This is a genomic window from Pseudomonas sp. MF6751 (assembly GCF_016613265.1).
GTDB classification, from domain to species: Bacteria; Pseudomonadota; Gammaproteobacteria; order Pseudomonadales; family Pseudomonadaceae; genus Aquipseudomonas; species Aquipseudomonas fluorescens_BV.
Genome location: NZ_JAENSV010000007.1, coordinates 143,307 through 159,096, shown reverse-complemented (window position 1 = coordinate 159,096; position 15,790 = coordinate 143,307). Strand labels below are relative to the sequence as shown.

The following is a 15,790-nucleotide window of genomic DNA, read 5'->3' as shown; positions in this document are numbered from 1 at the left end:
GGTTTCAGCGACGCGGGTCGATCAGGCAGTCAGTGCCTGACGGGTACGATCAATCACGGCCTGCAGCGGTTCTGCGCTGGAGTATTGATCGGGGTACAGGCGTTCGCTGTGACGAGCGATGCCGTGTTCGTTGACCAGGGTGAAGCTGAAGCAGCCTTTGCGAGCGGCCATGATTAGGCAGTTCATTGGGGCAAAAGCGTTGGTGAGGGTGCGAATGGCATCCTGAGTGTGGATTTGAGCGTTCATATTATTGGTGTTCCTACAAATGACACGGATAAGAACCGTGCAACGTTAAAACGTTCCAGTAACGCTGATCACCATTGATCAAACGAAGAACCCGACTGGAACAAAGCAGCCAGTTTGAAGCGCTATTGAATTAGGCGCGCTTGGGCTGGCAGGTAGGTACTTAGGAGGGCAGGCAACACAACAGGGGCAAAGGTTCTGGGCCCGGGGTGAAGATCCTGATCAATTTGCAGGTTGGTTCGGTCAGAGTATTGGAACTTCGCGGCACCCTTTGCTTGTTCAAAGGCAGTGTCGTCGCAAGGAATACCTGGAAACCATCGAGGTGGCCGATCCCATGTGGTTCAGGGGACGTATTCGACCAGAATTGACTTTCAGCTTGGTACTAACGCCGCGGATAGTAACGGATTGAAACAGGGAAGGGAAGGCCGATTGCAAAAAAACTTCGATCAGCCGCCGAGCAACTCGCGATAGACCAGCACGGTCATGGACGCGGCCAGGGCGCACCCCAGCCCGTAGGCGGCGAGCGTCAATCGCAAGGACTGGCCGGTCTCGATCATGTGGATCACTTCGCGCATGTCATTGATCCTTCCGTCACTGAGTTCGATGCACAGGACCACGGCGGTAAAGGCGGCTGACAGCAAGATAGCAATGGCGAACAGTGCGCCGTCCGGAGAGGGGAGTGCGGCATTGATTCCCAGGGAGATCGCGCAGATGGCCAGTAGCAGCCCGGCGAATATCAGAATTCCTTTCATCGGCCCTACTGGTTTGCATTGTCGGTGGCGCAGTGTGGCGAGCCGAGGCGGATTTGAAAAGCCCTCGGGTTTGCCCGATCAGTAACATGTTTAACCGGAGTTGAATCAAAAAGCGCCGACGATATAACCAGTTGATCGGGACTTGTGCACATTTGTGGCCGAGGGTGTAACCCTGCTGTCACTGATCTGCAAGTGCGCCCATTTGCCTGTAATCAAAATTTAAGTCAATGAAAAATCTCGCTTTTTTTTATTGGTGAAAAAATCGTCAGTTTGACTGCGGCCCCCGTTCCATGGGGCTTTGCGCCTGTTCAAGGGGGGTTGTCCACTGAGTTATCCACAGCTTCTGTGGATTGTCCAGAGCGCTTGCTCTAGGACGGGCGTGCACGGTTTTTTCAGCTTTACCTGTACGAAAAAAAGAGTAGAGTGGCGCGCCTTCCGTTCTGCCCCACAGTGCTTTATGAAGTTTCGCTCAGTATCACCTTCTGTTACCGACACGCCCCAAACTGTTACCGCACCCAAGCGTTTTTCCTTGAAGGTCGCTTTGTGGCTGCTCGACAGCCCGCGCCTGGGGCAGAGCACCAATATCAAGCATCTCGCCGGACGCTTGCTCAAGCAACCTGCCCGCGAAGGCGTGGTGGCCGCGCAGAGCCGTCTTGGCCAACTGATGTGCCGCGAGTGCGGAAACGCCCGTGACCGGCGCATCGGCCACGATTTGTTGCGTTCGGCTGCTCGCGCCGGCGACCGTCGCGCCCAGCGCGAACTGGGCCAGGTCGAAGACTGAGCTGTCCTCCGGCCTTAGGCTTGGTTACCCTTGATCTTTTTCGGTGATGGCAGAAATGGCTATGGTGTTTGACTGGACCAGTATCGCCTTGGGTCTTGTGGGCGCAGCCGTGCCGCTACTGGCATTGTGCTGGCAACTCCAGCGGCGCCTGACCGCACGCACCACCGGTTGGGAGCTGCTGGAGGAACGCCTGGCTACCGCACAACTGGCCCAGGAAGGGCTCGCCGCCCAACTGGACGCCAGCCGCGATGAGATCAGTGACCTGAGCCAGGCCAATGCCGCCAAACAAGCCGACCTGGCGGCGCTGCGCCGTGAAGTCGAGTTGTTGCAGATCGACCGCGATAACGCCCGCGATGCCGCGCACGCCTGGAACCTCGACCGCAGCGCCAAGGAAACCGAACTGCGTCGCCTCGACGCCTTGGCCGCTGCCCTGAGCGCCGAATTGCGCGAGCAGCAAGAGAGTCATCAGCAACGCCTCACCGACCTGCAAGGCTCACGAGACGAGCTGCGTGCGCAATTTGCCGAGCTGGCCGGCAAGATCTTCGACGAGCGTGAGCAACGCTTTGCCGAAACCAGCCAGGAACGCCTCGGCCAACTTCTGGACCCGCTCAAGGAACGTATCCAGTCCTTCGAGAAGCGTGTCGAAGAAAGCTATCAGAACGAAGCCCGAGAGCGCTTTTCCCTCGCCAAAGAGCTTGAGCGCCTGCAGCAATTGAACCTGCGTCTGTCGGACGAAGCCACTAACCTGACCCGCGCCCTCAAGGGCCAGAAAACCCAGGGTAACTGGGGTGAGCTGATTCTTGAGCGGGTGCTGGAGCACGCGGGCCTGGAGAAGGGCCGTGAGTACCAGACCCAGGTCAGCCTCAAAGGCCCGGATGGCGAGCGTTTTCAGCCCGACGTGCTGATCATGTTGCCGGGCGACAAGCAGGTAGTGGTCGACTCCAAGGTCAGCTTGACCGCCTATCAGCAGTACGTCGCGGCGGATGACGAGGTGATTGGCCAGGCCGCCTTGAAGCAACACGTGCTGTCCCTGCGTAATCATGTCAAAGGCTTGGCCGGCAAGGACTACAAGCGCCTGGAGGGGTTGCACAGCCTGGATTTCGTCCTGCTGTTCGTACCGATCGAGGCTGCCTTTTCTGCGGCATTGCAGGCCGAGCCCAACCTGTTCCAGGAAGCCTTCGACCGTCATATCGTAATCGTCAGCCCCACGACCTTGCTCGCCACCCTGCGCGTGATCGACAGCCTGTGGAAGCAGGAGCGCCAGAGCCAGAACGCACGAGAAATTGCCGAGCGTGCCGGTTGGCTGTATGACAAGTTCGTGCTGTTTATCCAGGACCTGGACGAAGTGGGCAACCGGCTACAACAGTTGGACAAGGCCTACAGCGCGGCGCGCAACAAGCTGACGGATGGGCGTGGGAACCTGGTCAGCCGTACCGAGCAACTCAGGTTGCTCGGTGCCCGCGCCAGCAAGAGCTTGCCGGCGGATCTGCTGGAGCGGGCGATGACCGATTCGGATGGCGTGGCGCATCTCCCGGAATAAATAAATACCTGAATTGTGAATAGATCGAATACAGCCCCGTTACAGGGGCAGATGTCTGCTCAATAGCGCCCGCAACGCCGCCGGCTTTACCGGCTTGGCCAAGTAGTCCAACCCCGCCCCATGTACCTCGGCAACCATCTCCGGTCGCCCATCGGCACTGATCACTACGCCGGGAATCGGCTCGGCCAGTTGCGCACGCAGCCAGCCCATCAACTCGGTACCGGTTTCGCCGTGGTCCAGGTGGTAATCCACCAACGCCAGTTGCGGGCGGATGCCCTCGGCCAGCAATGCCGCGCATTCGGCCTGATTGGCGGCCGTCCAGACTTCACAGCCCCAGCGCGTGAGCAGGCTGCGCATGCCGATCAGGATGCTGTCTTCGTTATCCACACACAGCACGCGTGCGCCACTCAAGGGCAGGCCGGTTTCTGCGGGCGCCTTGGGTTGCACGCTGGTCTGGTTACGGGCCAGCGGCACGCACACGCTGAAGACGCTGCCTTTGCCCGGCCAGGAGCGCACGCTCAGGCGATGGCCCAGCACGCGGCACAGGCCGTCGGCAATCGCCAGGCCCAGCCCCAGGCCCTTTTCGGCACGGGTCTGGTGACTGTCCAGGCGCTTGAACTCTTCGAAGATCACCTTTTGTTTATCGGGCGCAATACCAGGGCCGCGATCCCAGACCTCCAGGCAGAGCTCGCCCTTGCGACGACGTACGCCCAGCAGCACTGGGCCGTCGGCATAACGGAAGGCATTGGTCAGAAAATTCTGCAAAATCCGCCGCAGCAGCTTGATGTCGCTGTCCACTCGCAAACGGCTGCCGCGCCAGCGGAAGCGCAAGTGTTGCTCTTGGGCCAGCGCCTTGAATTCTGCGCCCAGGGTGTCGAACAGCTCGTTGAGGACAAAGGGCTGGCGTTGTGGGTTGATCTTGCCGTTTTCCAGGCGCGAAATGTCCAGCAAATCGCTGATCAGGTCTTCGGCCGAGCGCAGTGAGCTATCCAGATGCTGCACCAACTGCCGTGCCTCGCCGGACAGGCCATCGGTCTGGTGGGAGAGGGCGGCGGAAAACAACCGCGCAGCGTTCAGCGGTTGCATCAGGTCATGGCTCACGGCCGCCAGGAACCGCGTCTTCGACTGGCTGGCGGATTCGGCCACGCCCTTGGCGTCGGTGAGGGCCACGTTCAGTTGCGACAGTTCATGGGTGCGCTCGGTCACCCGCTGCTCCAGGCCCTCATTGGCCTCGGTCAGCGCTTGTTCGGCTTCGCGGAAGGCGGTGATGTCGGTGAAGCTCATGACAAACCCGCCGCCGGGCATCGGGTTGCCGATCAACTCGATCACCCGGCCATTGGGGAACAGGCGCTCGGAGGTGTGCGCACGCCCCTGGCGCATCCAGTGCAGGCGACGCGCCACGTGCACTTGCGCTTCACCGGGGCCACACAGGCCGCGCTCGGCGTTGTAGCGAATGATGTCTGCAATGGGCCGGCCGACGCTGATCAAGCCGTCCGGGTAGTTGAACAGTTCCAGGTAGCGCCGGTTCCAGGCCACCAGCTTGAGCGACTGGTCCACCACGCTGATGCCCTGGGTGATGTTCTCAATGGCACCTTGCAACAGAGCGCGGTTGAACTGCAGCACTTCCGAGGCTTCGTCGGCGATACGGACCACGTCCTCCAGTTGCATTTCCCGCCCTTCAATCGCCGCTTTCACCACCGCCCGCGTCGAGGAGGCTCCGAGTACGCCGGCCAGCAAGCGTTCGGTGTGGGCGATCCAATCGTTATCGGCATTCTGGTTGGGGTTGAAGCCTTTGCCCTGGCGATAGGCGAAGCGAATAAAACTCTGCTGGGCCCGTTCTTCCCCAACGAAGCGTGCCGCCAGGCTGAGCAGGTCGCTGATCTGCACCGACAGCATGGAGCGCGCACTCGCACGCTGGCTGATTTCCTGGCCGATAAAACGGCCTGCCTGCCAGTGCTCGGAAACCCGTGTGCGCGACAGCATCGACACCCACACGAAGAGAGTGAAGTTACCTGCCAGGGAGAACACGGTGCCCAGGGTCAGCGAGGTGACCGACAGCCCGAACGGGTGGGAGTGCATCCAGGTCAGGCCGGGGAAAAGGTTGAGCGACCAGCCCAGACTTTTCGCCGTCACTGGCAAGACCAACGTGTAGAACCACAGGAAAGTACCGGCGGCCAAACCGGCAAACACCCCACGCCGGTTGGCCTGCTTCCAATAGAGGGCGCCGAGCATCGCCGGGGCCAGTTGGGTCACAGCGGCAAAGGCGATCTGGCCGATGGTCGCCAGGCTGGCGGTGGAGCCCAGCAAACGGTAGCTCACGTACGCCAGCAGCAGGATGATCACAATGCTCACCCGGCGAACCGACAGCATCCAGTGACGGAAGACTTCGAATGGCCGCTCGGCGCTGGATCGGCGCAACAGCCAGGGCAGCAGCATGTCGTTGGAAACCATGGTCGACAAGGCGATGCTCGCCACGATGACCATGCCAGTGGCCGCCGATGCACCGCCAATGAATGCCAGCACGGCGAGGGCAGGATGGGCCTCGGCCATTGGCAGGCTGATCACATAGGAGTCCGGCAGCACCGAGCTGGGCAACAGCATCTTGCCGCCCAGGGCGATGGGCACCACGAACAGTGCCGCGAGGATCAAATAAGCCGGGAACACCCACTTGGCCAGGCGCAAATCCTGGGGGTCGATGTTCTCCACCACCGTCACATGAAATTGTCGCGGCAGGCAGATGATCGCCATCATGGCGACGCCGGTCTGTACCACCATCGAAGGCCAGTTGATGGTCTCTTTCCAGTATTCCTCCAGGCGCGGGGCGAGCATGGCCTGGCTGAACAAATCGCCGAAACCGTCGTACAAGCCGTAGGTGACAAACGCACCGACGGCGAGAAAAGCGAACAGCTTGACCAGCGACTCAAAGGCAATCGCCAGCACCATGCCGCGGTGGTGTTCGGTGGCGTCGAGGTTGCGTGTACCGAACACGATGGTAAACAGCGCCAATACCAGCGACACAATCAAGGCCGTGTCCTGGGCGCGGGTGCCGGTGGTGTCGGGGCCGGCGCCGATCAGCAGGTTCACGCCCAGCACGATGCCTTTGAGCTGCAACGCGATATAGGGCAGCACGCCGACCAGGCAGATCAACGCCACCACCACCGCCAGGGACTGGGATTTGCCGTAGCGGGCGGCGATAAAGTCGGCGATTGAGGTGATGTTTTCCTGCTTGCTGATCAGGATCATCTTCTGCAGCACCCAGGGTGCCAGCACCAGCAGCAGCACAGGTCCCAGGTAGATCGGCAAGAATGCCCACAGCTGTTCGGCCGCTTGGCCTACGGCGCCGAAGAAGGTCCAACTGGTGCAATACACCGCCAGCGACAGGCTATAGACCCAGGCACGCACGCGCGGCGGCAGCGGCGCATGGCGGCGGTCACCGTAAAAGGCGATGGCAAACATAGTGGCCATATAGGCCAGGGCAACGGCGGCGATCAGCCCGCTGGACAGCGTCATGGTAACTCCGAGCATAAGAACACCCGGGCATTCCAGGCCCGGTTGGACAGTCTCGCATGATGCCTGGTGTTAGTCAGTGTCGACCAAGGTCGTGTGGGATCGAATGTCGCAGGCGGCGCTCAGCGTGGCGGCAGGGTTTTCTGGCGCAGGATGTAGATCGTCACCAGCACCGCACTGGTCAGCATAAAGCCCCGTGCCCATGGCAGTGGCACCAGGTAGCAGGAAATCGAGATGCTCAGCCACATCAAGCCGATGGCGTAGACCTTGCCTTTGAGCGGGATGCCATTGCCGTCGAGGTAATCGCGCACCCAGGGCCCCAGGCGCGGGTGTTCCACCAGCCAGTGGTAGAAGCGCGGTGAGCTGCGAGCGAAGCAGGCGGCGGCGAGTAGCAGGAAGGGTGTGGTCGGCAGTACCGGCAGGAAAATACCGATGACTCCCAGCGCTACGCTTAGCCAGCCGATGGCCAGCAGCGCATAGCGCAGGAGCAGTGGACGGTTGCCCATGGGTTCCACGGGCAAGCGACTCAGTGGTGACGTGGCTTGAGGATCGCCGGTTTTTCGTCAGGCGCGTTGCACAGCAGGTACAGCGCGGTCAGGGCTTCCGGGATCTGCACGATCATGTCGTCCATCAGGTTGGCGTCGGCGGCGATGTCGGAGAACTCTGCTTCTTCTTCGAACAGGCCCGAACCGACCATGATCGGCAGCAGCATTTCGCTGACTTCTTCTTCGGCGGTTTCGAACCAGGCGGCTTCGCGCAGGAATACGCCTTCCATGAAACCGATGCACCAGCCGCGCAGGTCGGAGTCATCCGGATCGTCGCCCAGGTCCAGCTCGCACGGCAACTCGAACTCTTCGTCGGAGGCCAGTTGGCGCGCGATGTGGGCCTTGAGGGCGATCAGGGTGGATTCGATTTCTTCGCGATGGGCGGCGTCGCTGTAATGAGGCTCTTCAGCGAACAGCGCGTCGATCCATTCACGGTCCGGGACGGGGTCGGAGCAGATCGACAGGGCGGTCAGGTAGCCGTGGGCGGCCACGTAGTCCAGCGCCTCGTCATGCAGCTCATCGGCGTCGAGGAAGGCTTGCAGGCGGGTTAGTTGCTCAGCGAAGGACATTGAAGGGCTACCTTGGGAATAAACGATGCTGAATTCTAGGCTTTCTTGAGCGCCCAGGCCAGCCGCACGGCATATTTGCCCGGTTTTAGCCTGGTGCGTCTATTCGTCAGTCGCGCCCTTTGGTGGATAACGCTCGGGTATACTGCCGCGTTTTGTGATGCCCCTGCAGGCCCAGCGCCAATCCGGGAAAACTTCGCTTACGGATTATTTTTCGTGAGCGCGGATATTTTCGGCCAGCCTGTATTGAGGGATTTCGGCACCATTTTGGAGTTTTACATGCTCGAGCAGGCTCAACGCGTCCTCAAGGACATCTTCGGCTACGACAGTTTTCGTGGCCGCCAGGGTGCGATCATTGAGCGCGTGGCCAGTGGCGGCGATGCCCTGGTGCTGATGCCTACCGGTGGCGGCAAGTCGCTGTGCTTCCAGGTGCCGGCGCTGTTGCGCAATGGCCTGGCCGTGGTGGTGTCGCCGCTGATTGCGTTGATGGACGATCAGGTCGCCACCCTTGAAGAACTCGGTGTCGCCGCCGCGTCGTTGAACTCCACCCTCAGCGCCGAGCAGCAGCGCGACCTGGCTGCACGCATTAAGCGGGGCGAGGTTAAAATGCTTTACCTGGCGCCGGAGCGCCTGGTGCAGCCACGCATGCTGGCCTTTTTGCAGAGCCTTGAGATCGCTCTGTTCGCCATCGACGAAGCCCACTGTGTGTCGCAATGGGGCCACGATTTCCGCCGCGAATACCTGCAGCTTGGCCAATTGGCCGAACTGTTTCCCGATGTGCCGCGTATCGCGCTTACCGCCACCGCCGACAAGCGCACCCGCGAAGAGATCGTCGAGCGCCTGCATTTGCAGAACGCCGAGCGCTTCCTGTCGAGTTTTGACCGGCCCAATATTTTCTACCGCATCGTGCCCAAGGAGCAGCCGCGCAAGCAGTTGCTGGCGTTCCTGTCCGAGCGGCGTAGTGACGCGGGCATCGTGTATTGTCTTTCGCGCAAGAAAGTCGACGAGGTCGCGGCGTTCCTCTGTGAACAAGGCTACCCGGCGCTGCCTTACCATGCCGGGCTGCCCAATGAAACGCGATCAGCGCACCAGAAACGCTTCCTGAACGAGGAAGGCCTGATCATGGTGGCGACCATTGCCTTTGGCATGGGCATCGACAAATCCAATGTGCGTTTCGTGGCGCACATGGATCTGCCCAAGTCCCTTGAGGCTTATTACCAGGAAACCGGGCGTGCCGGCCGCGATGGCCTGCCGGCGGATGCCTGGATGGTCTACGGCCTGCAAGACGTGGTGATGCTCAAGCAGATGCTGCAGAACTCCGAGGGCGACGAGCGTCACAAGCGCCTGGAGCAGCACAAGCTCGATGCCATGCTGTCGTTGTGCGAAGAGACCCGCTGCCGCCGCCAGACCCTGCTGGCGTATTTCGACGAAGACATGCCTGAGCCCTGCGGCCACTGCGATAACTGCATCGACGGCGTGCAAACCTGGGACGCCACCGAACCGGCGCGCCAGGCGTTGTCGACGATCTATCGCACCGGCCAGCGTTATGGCGTGGGCCATCTGGTGGATGTTCTGCTGGGCAAGGACAACGAAAAAATCCGCAGCTTCGGCCACGAAAAACTCTCGGTGTACGGTGTCGGTAAAGCTCGCGCCGAAGGTGAGTGGCGTTCGCTGTTTCGCCAGATGGTTGCCCGTGGGCTTGTCGACATCGATATCGAAGGCTACGGCGGGCTGCGCCTGAATGACAGTTGCCGGCCGTTGCTCAAGGGCGAAGTGAGCCTCCAACTGCGCCGTGACCTCAAGCCGCAGACCACCGCCAAAAGCAGCAGCACCAGCCAGGCCAGCCAACTGGTGCGGGGTGAAGAGCGCGAACAATGGGAAGCCTTGCGCACCCTGCGGCGCAAACTGGCGCAGGAACACAGCGTGCCACCCTACGTTATCTTCCCCGACTCCACCCTGCTGGAGATGCTCCGCGAGCAGCCCACCACCATGGCCGAGATGGCTCGGGTCAGCGGTGTGGGCGCACGCAAACTGGAGCGCTACGGCCAGGCCTTCCTGGAAGTGCTCGGCGGCCAGGCCGAAGCGCCGAAGGAAATCGCCGATATTCGCCACGAACTGATCAGCCTGGCCCGTGCCGGTATGACCCCGATCCAGATCGCAGGCCAACTGCAATGCTCGGAAAAAAACGTGTACACCTTGCTCGCCGAAGCCATCGGCAAGCAGCAATTGTCCCTGGAGCAGGCCCTTGATTTACCTGAGGATTTGCTCGGTGAAATCCAGGACGCCTTTCTCGATGGAGAAGGCGAATTGCCAGCTGTCACCGAAATTGCGCCGTTGTTTACCGGGCGTGTTCCGGAAGGCGTTTTGTACTGCGTGCGTGCCGCTTTGCAGTCTGAATTCGAAATTTAGTGTGCCAATTACGACAATGTAACGAATCAGTACATAGCGGGCCTTGCCTATGGGCAGGGCTCATGCTTAGCTGACTAATAATTAGCCATACTTTATTTTCAGTCTTAAACACGAGTTTTTTATGCCGTTAACCGATCAACACCGTTTTGGCATGCAGTTGGCGCAAATGTCGCGAGGGTGGCGCGCCGAACTGGACCGCCGCCTGGCGGGGCTGGGCTTGTCCCAGGCGCGCTGGTTGGTGCTGCTGCACCTCGCCCGTTTTGTCGAAGCACCCACCCAGCGTGAATTGGCGCAAAGTGTCGGCGTGGAAGGCCCCACCCTGGCTCGTCTGCTCGACAGCCTCGAGGGCCAGGGCCTGGTGCAACGCCAAGCCGTGGTGGAAGACCGTCGTGCCAAACGTATCCTGCTGTGCGACACCGCCCAACCGTTGATCGACCAGATCGAAACCATTGCCACGGCGTTGCGCCATGAATTGTTCGTGGGCGTGAATGAAGAAGACCTGCGGGTGTGCATGCGGGTGCATGAGCACATCCTGGCGAACCTGGAAAAGTCCTGATCTAAATAATGTGAGAGCTGGCTTGCCTGTGATGACGGACGTTCAGTCAAGTGATTAGCTGACTGACGCACCGCTATCGCAGGCAAGCCAGTTCCCACATTGGGTTTCGTGTTCGGCTTCTTAGAACGTCTGGCCCAGGTTCAAGTACACCGCCTTCTGATTATCATCATTGAACCCATAGCTGAAATTCAGCGGGCCCAAGGGTGTGTCAAACCCCAGGAAAATACTCGCAGCGTTGATATAGCCGCTGTCGAACTCGTTATCGTTGTTCCACGCCCGGCCCCGTTCCAGGGATGCACCCAGGTACAACGGGAAGTCCAGCGGCAGGTAAGAGCGTGGGGTGAGCCTGCGGAAGTACACCGCGCGCATGAGGCTGATGTTCTGCCCCGAAATCGCATCCTGGCGGAAGCCCGACAATTGCCGTGCGCCCCCCAGCAGGAAGCTGGAAATCACCACATCCGAATTATCCAGTGTGCGACCGTAACGACCGCCCAGTATCAAGGTGTCCGGCCCGTGGCTCATGGCCTTGTCCAGCTTGAATTCCCACTGGCGATAGCGCTGGTCGGAGCCCAAACCGGGTTCGAATTCGCGAAAGGCCAGGCCGATGTCTTCGCCACTGTGGGGGAAGTACACGTTGTCCAGGGAGTCGAAGGAGTATTTGAGTTCATAGAAACCTTCGCTGAAGCTCACGCTCGGCAGGTCGCGGTCACCAATGCGCACGTCCGCCTTGCCCCAGGCTTCGCCCACGCCAAAGCGGATCTCGCCGCTGTTGCCGATCTGCCGGCCCACATTCAGACCAAAGCCATAGCGTTCCAGGCGGTATTCGGAGATGGGGTCGTTGTCCAGGATCAGCTCGACGTTCTGTGCCTCGGCCCTGATGTAGGGGGCCACAAAGTAGCGTGAGCCGGTGTCCATGGGTTGGTAGAACTCGCTGTAGAGCTCCTGCCGATCACCAATCTGCACCCGTGTGAGCCATTCCGCGCCGAGGCGGTTGATGCCATTCACACGGTAACTGGCGCCGAGGTTGAAGGCGCTATCACCGCGCATGTCATCCGAGAGGTTCAAGCCCAGGCGCAGGTAGTCGGTGCCGCTGCGCTTGCCGCGTGCGCTGATCACCAGGGTGTTGTCCTGGCCCTTTTTCACTACGCGGTATTGCACCTGCTCGAAGTAATCCAGGCCGTACAGGGTGCCCATGTCCGATTGCAGGCGGCCCAGATTCAAAGGTTCTCCCAGGCCCTGGCGAATGTAGTAGCGGATAACGTCATCGCTGACCTTCGAGTCGTTCTCCACCTGGATCGCGGTGATCACCGGGGTGCGTTCGCCCGGTGTGCGCGCGGCTACCAGGTCGGCGTCGATGGGGTCGGCAGGGCGCAGGTGTGCCAGGCGTACGTCGAGGACACGGGTGGCGCGGTAGCCAGCGTCGATCATGTCCTTGGCGCGGCCAAAGTCGGTGACGCCATAAGCGGCCAGCGGTGGTTGGATCAACACATCCTTGGGGTTCAGGGCCTTGAGCTGCTCTTCGGAGTTGCGCCGGGTCATCAGGGTGATGGACTGGTTGAGCACATCCACCACGGTGGCCAGTTGCTTGCGCGAGCGTAGCGGGGTGCCGATGTCGACCACGATGGCGATATCGACGCCCATCTCCCGCGCCACGTCCAACGGAATGTTGTCGGTCATGCCGCCATCTACCAGCAGGCGGCCATCCAGCTCCACCGGGGCGAACACCGCGGGGATCGACATGCTGGCGCGTATCACCTGGGGCAGGTGGCCTTTGCTGAACACCACTTTTTCGCCGGTGGTGATGTCGGTGGCCACGGCGCGGAATGGGATCGGCAGCTTGTCGAAATTACGTGTGTTGCTGCTGTGGGCGAACATGCTTTCCAACAGCAGTGCCAGGTTCTGGCCCTGGATCACGCCCAGCGGCAGGCCTAGGCTGCCATCGTCGCGGAAACTGAGTTTTTGTTTGACCAGGAAATCCCGGTCATCCTGTTTGCGCCGAAACGGTACGTCTTCACGTGGTGGCGCGTCGGACAGGGCCTGCTGCCAGTCGATACCCAGCGCCAACTTCTCCAGCTCGTCGATCTTGTAGCCTGACGCGTACAACCCGCCAATCACCGCGCCCATGCTGGTGCCGGCAATCGCATCGATATGAATACCTTGCTCCTCAAGCGCCTTGAGCACACCGATATGCGCCAGGCCACGGGCGGCCCCGCCGGACAGCACCAGGCCGATTTTCGGGCGGGGCGCTTCTACCGCGTCGGCAAGTAGGGGGACAAGGCACAGGAACAGGCAAGACAGCAGGCGGCGCATCATCAATCTCGTGGCTGGGCGACAAAGGCCGCTATTATAGCCACCCGATTCGCTGAGCCTGTTACGCCAGGAGCCGCTTAATGATGTCTGCATGCAAACCCGAGATCGTGATCACCTATTGCACCCAGTGCCAGTGGTTGCTGCGCGCCGCGTGGCTGGCCCAGGAGCTACTCAGCACCTTTGCCGATGACTTGGGGCGCGTGGCACTGGAACCGGCCACCGGCGGGGCCTTTCGCATTACCTGCGATGGCGTGCAGATTTGGGAGCGCAAGGCCGATGGCGGTTTTCCCGAGGCCAAGGTGCTCAAGCAACGAGTGCGCGACCAGATTGATCCCGAGCGCGACCTGGGCCATAACGATCGTACGCAATGAAGGTCACCGCCACTGGAGGACGGTGACCCCTCTCGCTATTTGGCGGCGAGTTTTTGCTTGATAAACCCGACCACCCACGTCAGCACCAACCCACCGACACCACCGCCGACAATATTGCTGCCAACCGCGGCCACATCCAGCGCTTCGCCGCTGGTGGTGCCCGTAAGTGCGGCGACAACCTGGCCCAGCACGAGGCCACCGACCCCGCCGAGGAAAGTATTGAGTCCGGTCCCCAGACCTTGTTTGGTCATGCCAGCGATGTTGCCGCCGACGGCACCACTGATAATCTGAACCAGCAAGCTGATGAGCATTTCCATGATGAAGCTCCTGCATCGCATTGAGGGATGACCACTCGCTTGCAGCAACTTCAGAAAACACCATGGCTGTCGTCGAGGAGTCTTTATCCGTTGAACGACTACAGACTGTTGCGGACGTTTAAAGTATAGATCAGGCTGTGGCTGCCGGCTGTTTGGCCTGGCTGGCGCTGCCCATCAGGCCGGAGAGCACGATGGCGACGATGATCAAGGCGCCGCCCAGCAGCATGCGCAGGGTCGGGGTTTCGGCAAACAACAGCCAGGCCACGGTGATGCCGTAGACGGGTTCCATGGCAAACACCACCGACGCGGTGCGCGCCTTGATCACCGCGAGGCTGGCGACAAACAGGCTATGGGCCAGGCCGGTACAGAACACCCCCAGCAGTCCGATCCACAGCCAATCTATCCCACGTACATCCGCCAACCCCGGCGCGGCTACGGGCAGCAGGCACGCGGCGACCACGACGTTCTGGCACAGCGCGGCCTGTACCGCTGGAATTCGCCCGGAACTGGCGCGATTGTTCAACGACAACAACGAGAACAACAGGCCCGAGGCGATCCCCCAGAGCAGCCCGCCGGTGGCTTGGCTGGCGAGGTCGAAATCGGGGGTGACCAGCACCAGGCCAACGGTAACAAGGGCGACCAGCAGCACTTCATTGGGCCGAATACGCTCGCGGAAAATCAGCCCCTCAAGGATCACCGTAAAGGCCGGAAACGCGGTGAACCCCAGGGTCGCCACGGCCACGCCGGCGACTTTGACGGCGATAAAGAACGTCACCCAATGGGCAGCCAACAACACACCGCTGACCAGCAGCCGGCGCCAGTCACGCATCTCCAGTTTTTTCCAGGGAGCGTTGCTGGCAAAGCGCGCAAAGACCGCCAGTGCCAGCACGGCAAACGCCGCCCGGCCAAATACGATGATGGCGGGGGAGGCCGCCGCCAGCTTGCCGAACACGCCAGTGAGGCCAAACATCAATGCGCCGATATGCAGGGCGCCAAGGGCTGAGCGGGGAGTCATTGCGATCCTTGATCCAACAGGGGGTGAGAGCCTCGCAGTCTAGAGGGTTGGCGGGTGGGCGTCTGTCGCGGGTGGGGTGATTTTTAGCGCAAGACTCTTGCTAGCCCGCTCGACGCAACGCACCGGGCGAGGCGCCAAACGCCCGAAGCATGGCCGCGCAAAAGGCACTTTGCGAGGCGTAGCCGACGCGCTCGGCAATCTCGCCGATGGGCAGGGAGGTTTCGCGTAAAAGCCTGAGCGCCATGTGCAAGCGGCGACTGCGTAGATAGTCCATCGGCGTTTGCCCGCACTCAGCCATAAACCGTGCATGCAGGCGCGGCACGGACAAATCGGCAATTCGCGCCAGGTCGGCCACCTGGAGCGGACGCGCCGCATGGCGCTCGATATGGGTATTGAACGCGGCATAAGGCAGGCGTCGGCCAGGCAGCGGTTGGGCCTGAGGGTGGTTGAGGCTGGCCAGTAACAACACGGCACCTTGCTGGACGATCAGCGGGTCGTGCACCGGGCTTTGTGCCAGCCACTGCACTAACTGGTGTTGCCGGGCATCCAGCGCCAGGCGCGCGGGTTGGTCGAGCAAGCGGCGGCTGGCATCGGCATGTTCGCCCAAGGATTGCACCACCCAATGCTCGGTCGGTACATCCAGCACCAGGCAGCGGCTGCCATCGCGGCTGATGCAGGCGTGGTGGGCGGAGAAGGGCAGCACCATCACGCTGCTTTCGCGCACCTGGCCGCCACGGCCATCGACTTCCAGGTCCAGGTGCCCGGAAAGGCCGAACACCAACTGCGCATGGTCATGGCTGTGGGCAATGGGCGCTTCGAGGTAGTGGCGTAGCGTGAGGGTCGGGCTCATCGCGGTCTCCAGGGCGGCAAGCCGTCAG

14 protein-coding genes are annotated in these 15,790 nt (G+C 61.1%); 5 read left to right on the top strand and 9 right to left on the bottom strand.

Annotated elements, in window-relative coordinates; all coding sequences use genetic code 11:
* Positions 1–21 precede the first annotated feature (21 nt).
* The gene (locus JJD66_RS09100; RefSeq protein ID WP_003193022.1) at positions 22–246 is read right to left on the bottom strand and encodes a hypothetical protein; all 225 of its coding nucleotides are present in this window, start codon (positions 244–246) and stop codon (positions 22–24) included.
* A 443-nt stretch (positions 247–689) separates the two neighbouring features.
* The gene (locus JJD66_RS09095) at positions 690–995 is read right to left on the bottom strand and encodes a hypothetical protein (protein ID WP_105227642.1); all 306 of its coding nucleotides are present in this window, start codon (positions 993–995) and stop codon (positions 690–692) included.
* Between the two features lie 457 nt (positions 996–1,452).
* Here JJD66_RS09095 and JJD66_RS09090 point away from each other — a divergent pair, with 457 nt between their 5' ends.
* Entirely contained in the window at positions 1,453–1,776 is a 324-nt protein-coding gene (locus JJD66_RS09090) for a hypothetical protein (protein ID WP_034128342.1), read from the top strand.
* 175 nt (positions 1,777–1,951) lie between these two features.
* Positions 1,952–3,316: a DNA recombination protein RmuC gene (gene rmuC / locus JJD66_RS09085; RefSeq protein WP_169918249.1), complete on the top strand. Its 1,365-nt coding sequence runs from the start codon at positions 1,952–1,954 to the stop codon at positions 3,314–3,316.
* Positions 3,317–3,355: 39 nt separating this feature from the next.
* Here rmuC and JJD66_RS09080 read toward each other — a convergent pair whose 3' ends face one another.
* The 3 genes from JJD66_RS09080 to JJD66_RS09070 form a co-directional block, all read right to left on the bottom strand.
* Positions 3,356–6,826, bottom strand: coding sequence for a hybrid sensor histidine kinase/response regulator (locus JJD66_RS09080; protein ID WP_054899071.1), 3,471 nt, complete (start codon positions 6,824–6,826; stop codon positions 3,356–3,358).
* Between the two features lie 119 nt (positions 6,827–6,945).
* A complete protein-coding gene (locus JJD66_RS09075; RefSeq protein WP_019818414.1) occupies positions 6,946–7,329 on the bottom strand; it encodes a YbaN family protein in 384 nt (127 codons plus the stop codon).
* A 20-nt stretch (positions 7,330–7,349) separates the two neighbouring features.
* Positions 7,350–7,937, bottom strand: coding sequence for a UPF0149 family protein (locus tag JJD66_RS09070; RefSeq protein ID WP_034128344.1), 588 nt, complete (start codon positions 7,935–7,937; stop codon positions 7,350–7,352).
* A gap of 276 nt (positions 7,938–8,213) precedes the next feature.
* Between JJD66_RS09070 and recQ the strand changes: the two genes are divergently transcribed.
* Positions 8,214–10,343, top strand: a complete 2,130-nt coding sequence (gene recQ / locus JJD66_RS09065) for a DNA helicase RecQ (RefSeq protein WP_200647985.1) — start codon at positions 8,214–8,216, stop codon at positions 10,341–10,343.
* A 121-nt stretch (positions 10,344–10,464) separates the two neighbouring features.
* The gene (locus tag JJD66_RS09060; RefSeq protein WP_003193007.1) at positions 10,465–10,899 is read left to right on the top strand and encodes a MarR family transcriptional regulator; all 435 of its coding nucleotides are present in this window, start codon (positions 10,465–10,467) and stop codon (positions 10,897–10,899) included.
* Between the two features lie 120 nt (positions 10,900–11,019).
* On the opposite strand, the gene JJD66_RS09055 is transcribed toward JJD66_RS09060, so the two are convergent.
* On the bottom strand, positions 11,020–13,209 hold the full coding sequence (locus JJD66_RS09055) for a patatin-like phospholipase family protein (RefSeq protein ID WP_200648020.1): 2,190 nt from the start codon (positions 13,207–13,209) through the stop codon (positions 11,020–11,022).
* A gap of 83 nt (positions 13,210–13,292) precedes the next feature.
* Between JJD66_RS09055 and JJD66_RS09050 the strand changes: the two genes are divergently transcribed.
* Complete coding sequence (locus tag JJD66_RS09050; protein ID WP_073527233.1) at positions 13,293–13,580, top strand: SelT/SelW/SelH family protein; 288 nt, start codon at positions 13,293–13,295, stop codon at positions 13,578–13,580.
* Between the two features lie 35 nt (positions 13,581–13,615).
* Here the strand turns inward: JJD66_RS09050 and JJD66_RS09045 are convergent, their stop codons facing one another.
* The 3 genes from JJD66_RS09045 to JJD66_RS09035 all read right to left on the bottom strand — a co-directional run bounded on the left by JJD66_RS09045 (position 13,616) and on the right by JJD66_RS09035 (position 15,762).
* Positions 13,616–13,897: a hypothetical protein gene (locus JJD66_RS09045; protein ID WP_198716384.1), complete on the bottom strand. Its 282-nt coding sequence runs from the start codon at positions 13,895–13,897 to the stop codon at positions 13,616–13,618.
* A gap of 130 nt (positions 13,898–14,027) precedes the next feature.
* A complete protein-coding gene (locus tag JJD66_RS09040) occupies positions 14,028–14,912 on the bottom strand; it encodes a DMT family transporter (RefSeq protein WP_105227632.1) in 885 nt (294 codons plus the stop codon).
* Between the two features lie 100 nt (positions 14,913–15,012).
* Positions 15,013–15,762, bottom strand: coding sequence for an AraC family transcriptional regulator (locus tag JJD66_RS09035; RefSeq protein ID WP_200647984.1), 750 nt, complete (start codon positions 15,760–15,762; stop codon positions 15,013–15,015).
* Positions 15,763–15,790: the final 28 nt, after the last annotated feature.

Excerpts from the sequence above, each read along its gene's own strand:
- JJD66_RS09100 (WP_003193022.1), bottom strand. The coding sequence starts at position 246 with ATGAACGCTCAAATCCACACTCAGGATGCCATTCGCACCCTCACCAAC.
- JJD66_RS09095 (WP_105227642.1), bottom strand. The coding sequence starts at position 995 with ATGAAAGGAATTCTGATATTCGCCGGGCTGCTACTGGCCATCTGCGCG.
- JJD66_RS09090 (WP_034128342.1), top strand. The coding sequence starts at position 1,453 with ATGAAGTTTCGCTCAGTATCACCTTCTGTTACCGACACGCCCCAAACT.
- JJD66_RS09080 (WP_054899071.1), bottom strand. The coding sequence starts at position 6,826 with ATGACGCTGTCCAGCGGGCTGATCGCCGCCGTTGCCCTGGCCTATATG.
- JJD66_RS09075 (WP_019818414.1), bottom strand. The coding sequence starts at position 7,329 with ATGGGCAACCGTCCACTGCTCCTGCGCTATGCGCTGCTGGCCATCGGC.
- JJD66_RS09070 (WP_034128344.1), bottom strand. The coding sequence starts at position 7,937 with ATGTCCTTCGCTGAGCAACTAACCCGCCTGCAAGCCTTCCTCGACGCC.
- recQ (WP_200647985.1), top strand. The coding sequence starts at position 8,214 with ATGCTCGAGCAGGCTCAACGCGTCCTCAAGGACATCTTCGGCTACGAC.
- JJD66_RS09060 (WP_003193007.1), top strand. The coding sequence starts at position 10,465 with ATGCCGTTAACCGATCAACACCGTTTTGGCATGCAGTTGGCGCAAATG.
- JJD66_RS09055 (WP_200648020.1), bottom strand. The coding sequence starts at position 13,209 with ATGCGCCGCCTGCTGTCTTGCCTGTTCCTGTGCCTTGTCCCCCTACTT.
- JJD66_RS09050 (WP_073527233.1), top strand. The coding sequence starts at position 13,293 with ATGTCTGCATGCAAACCCGAGATCGTGATCACCTATTGCACCCAGTGC.
- JJD66_RS09045 (WP_198716384.1), bottom strand. The coding sequence starts at position 13,897 with ATGGAAATGCTCATCAGCTTGCTGGTTCAGATTATCAGTGGTGCCGTC.
- JJD66_RS09040 (WP_105227632.1), bottom strand. The coding sequence starts at position 14,912 with ATGACTCCCCGCTCAGCCCTTGGCGCCCTGCATATCGGCGCATTGATG.
- JJD66_RS09035 (WP_200647984.1), bottom strand. The coding sequence starts at position 15,762 with ATGAGCCCGACCCTCACGCTACGCCACTACCTCGAAGCGCCCATTGCC.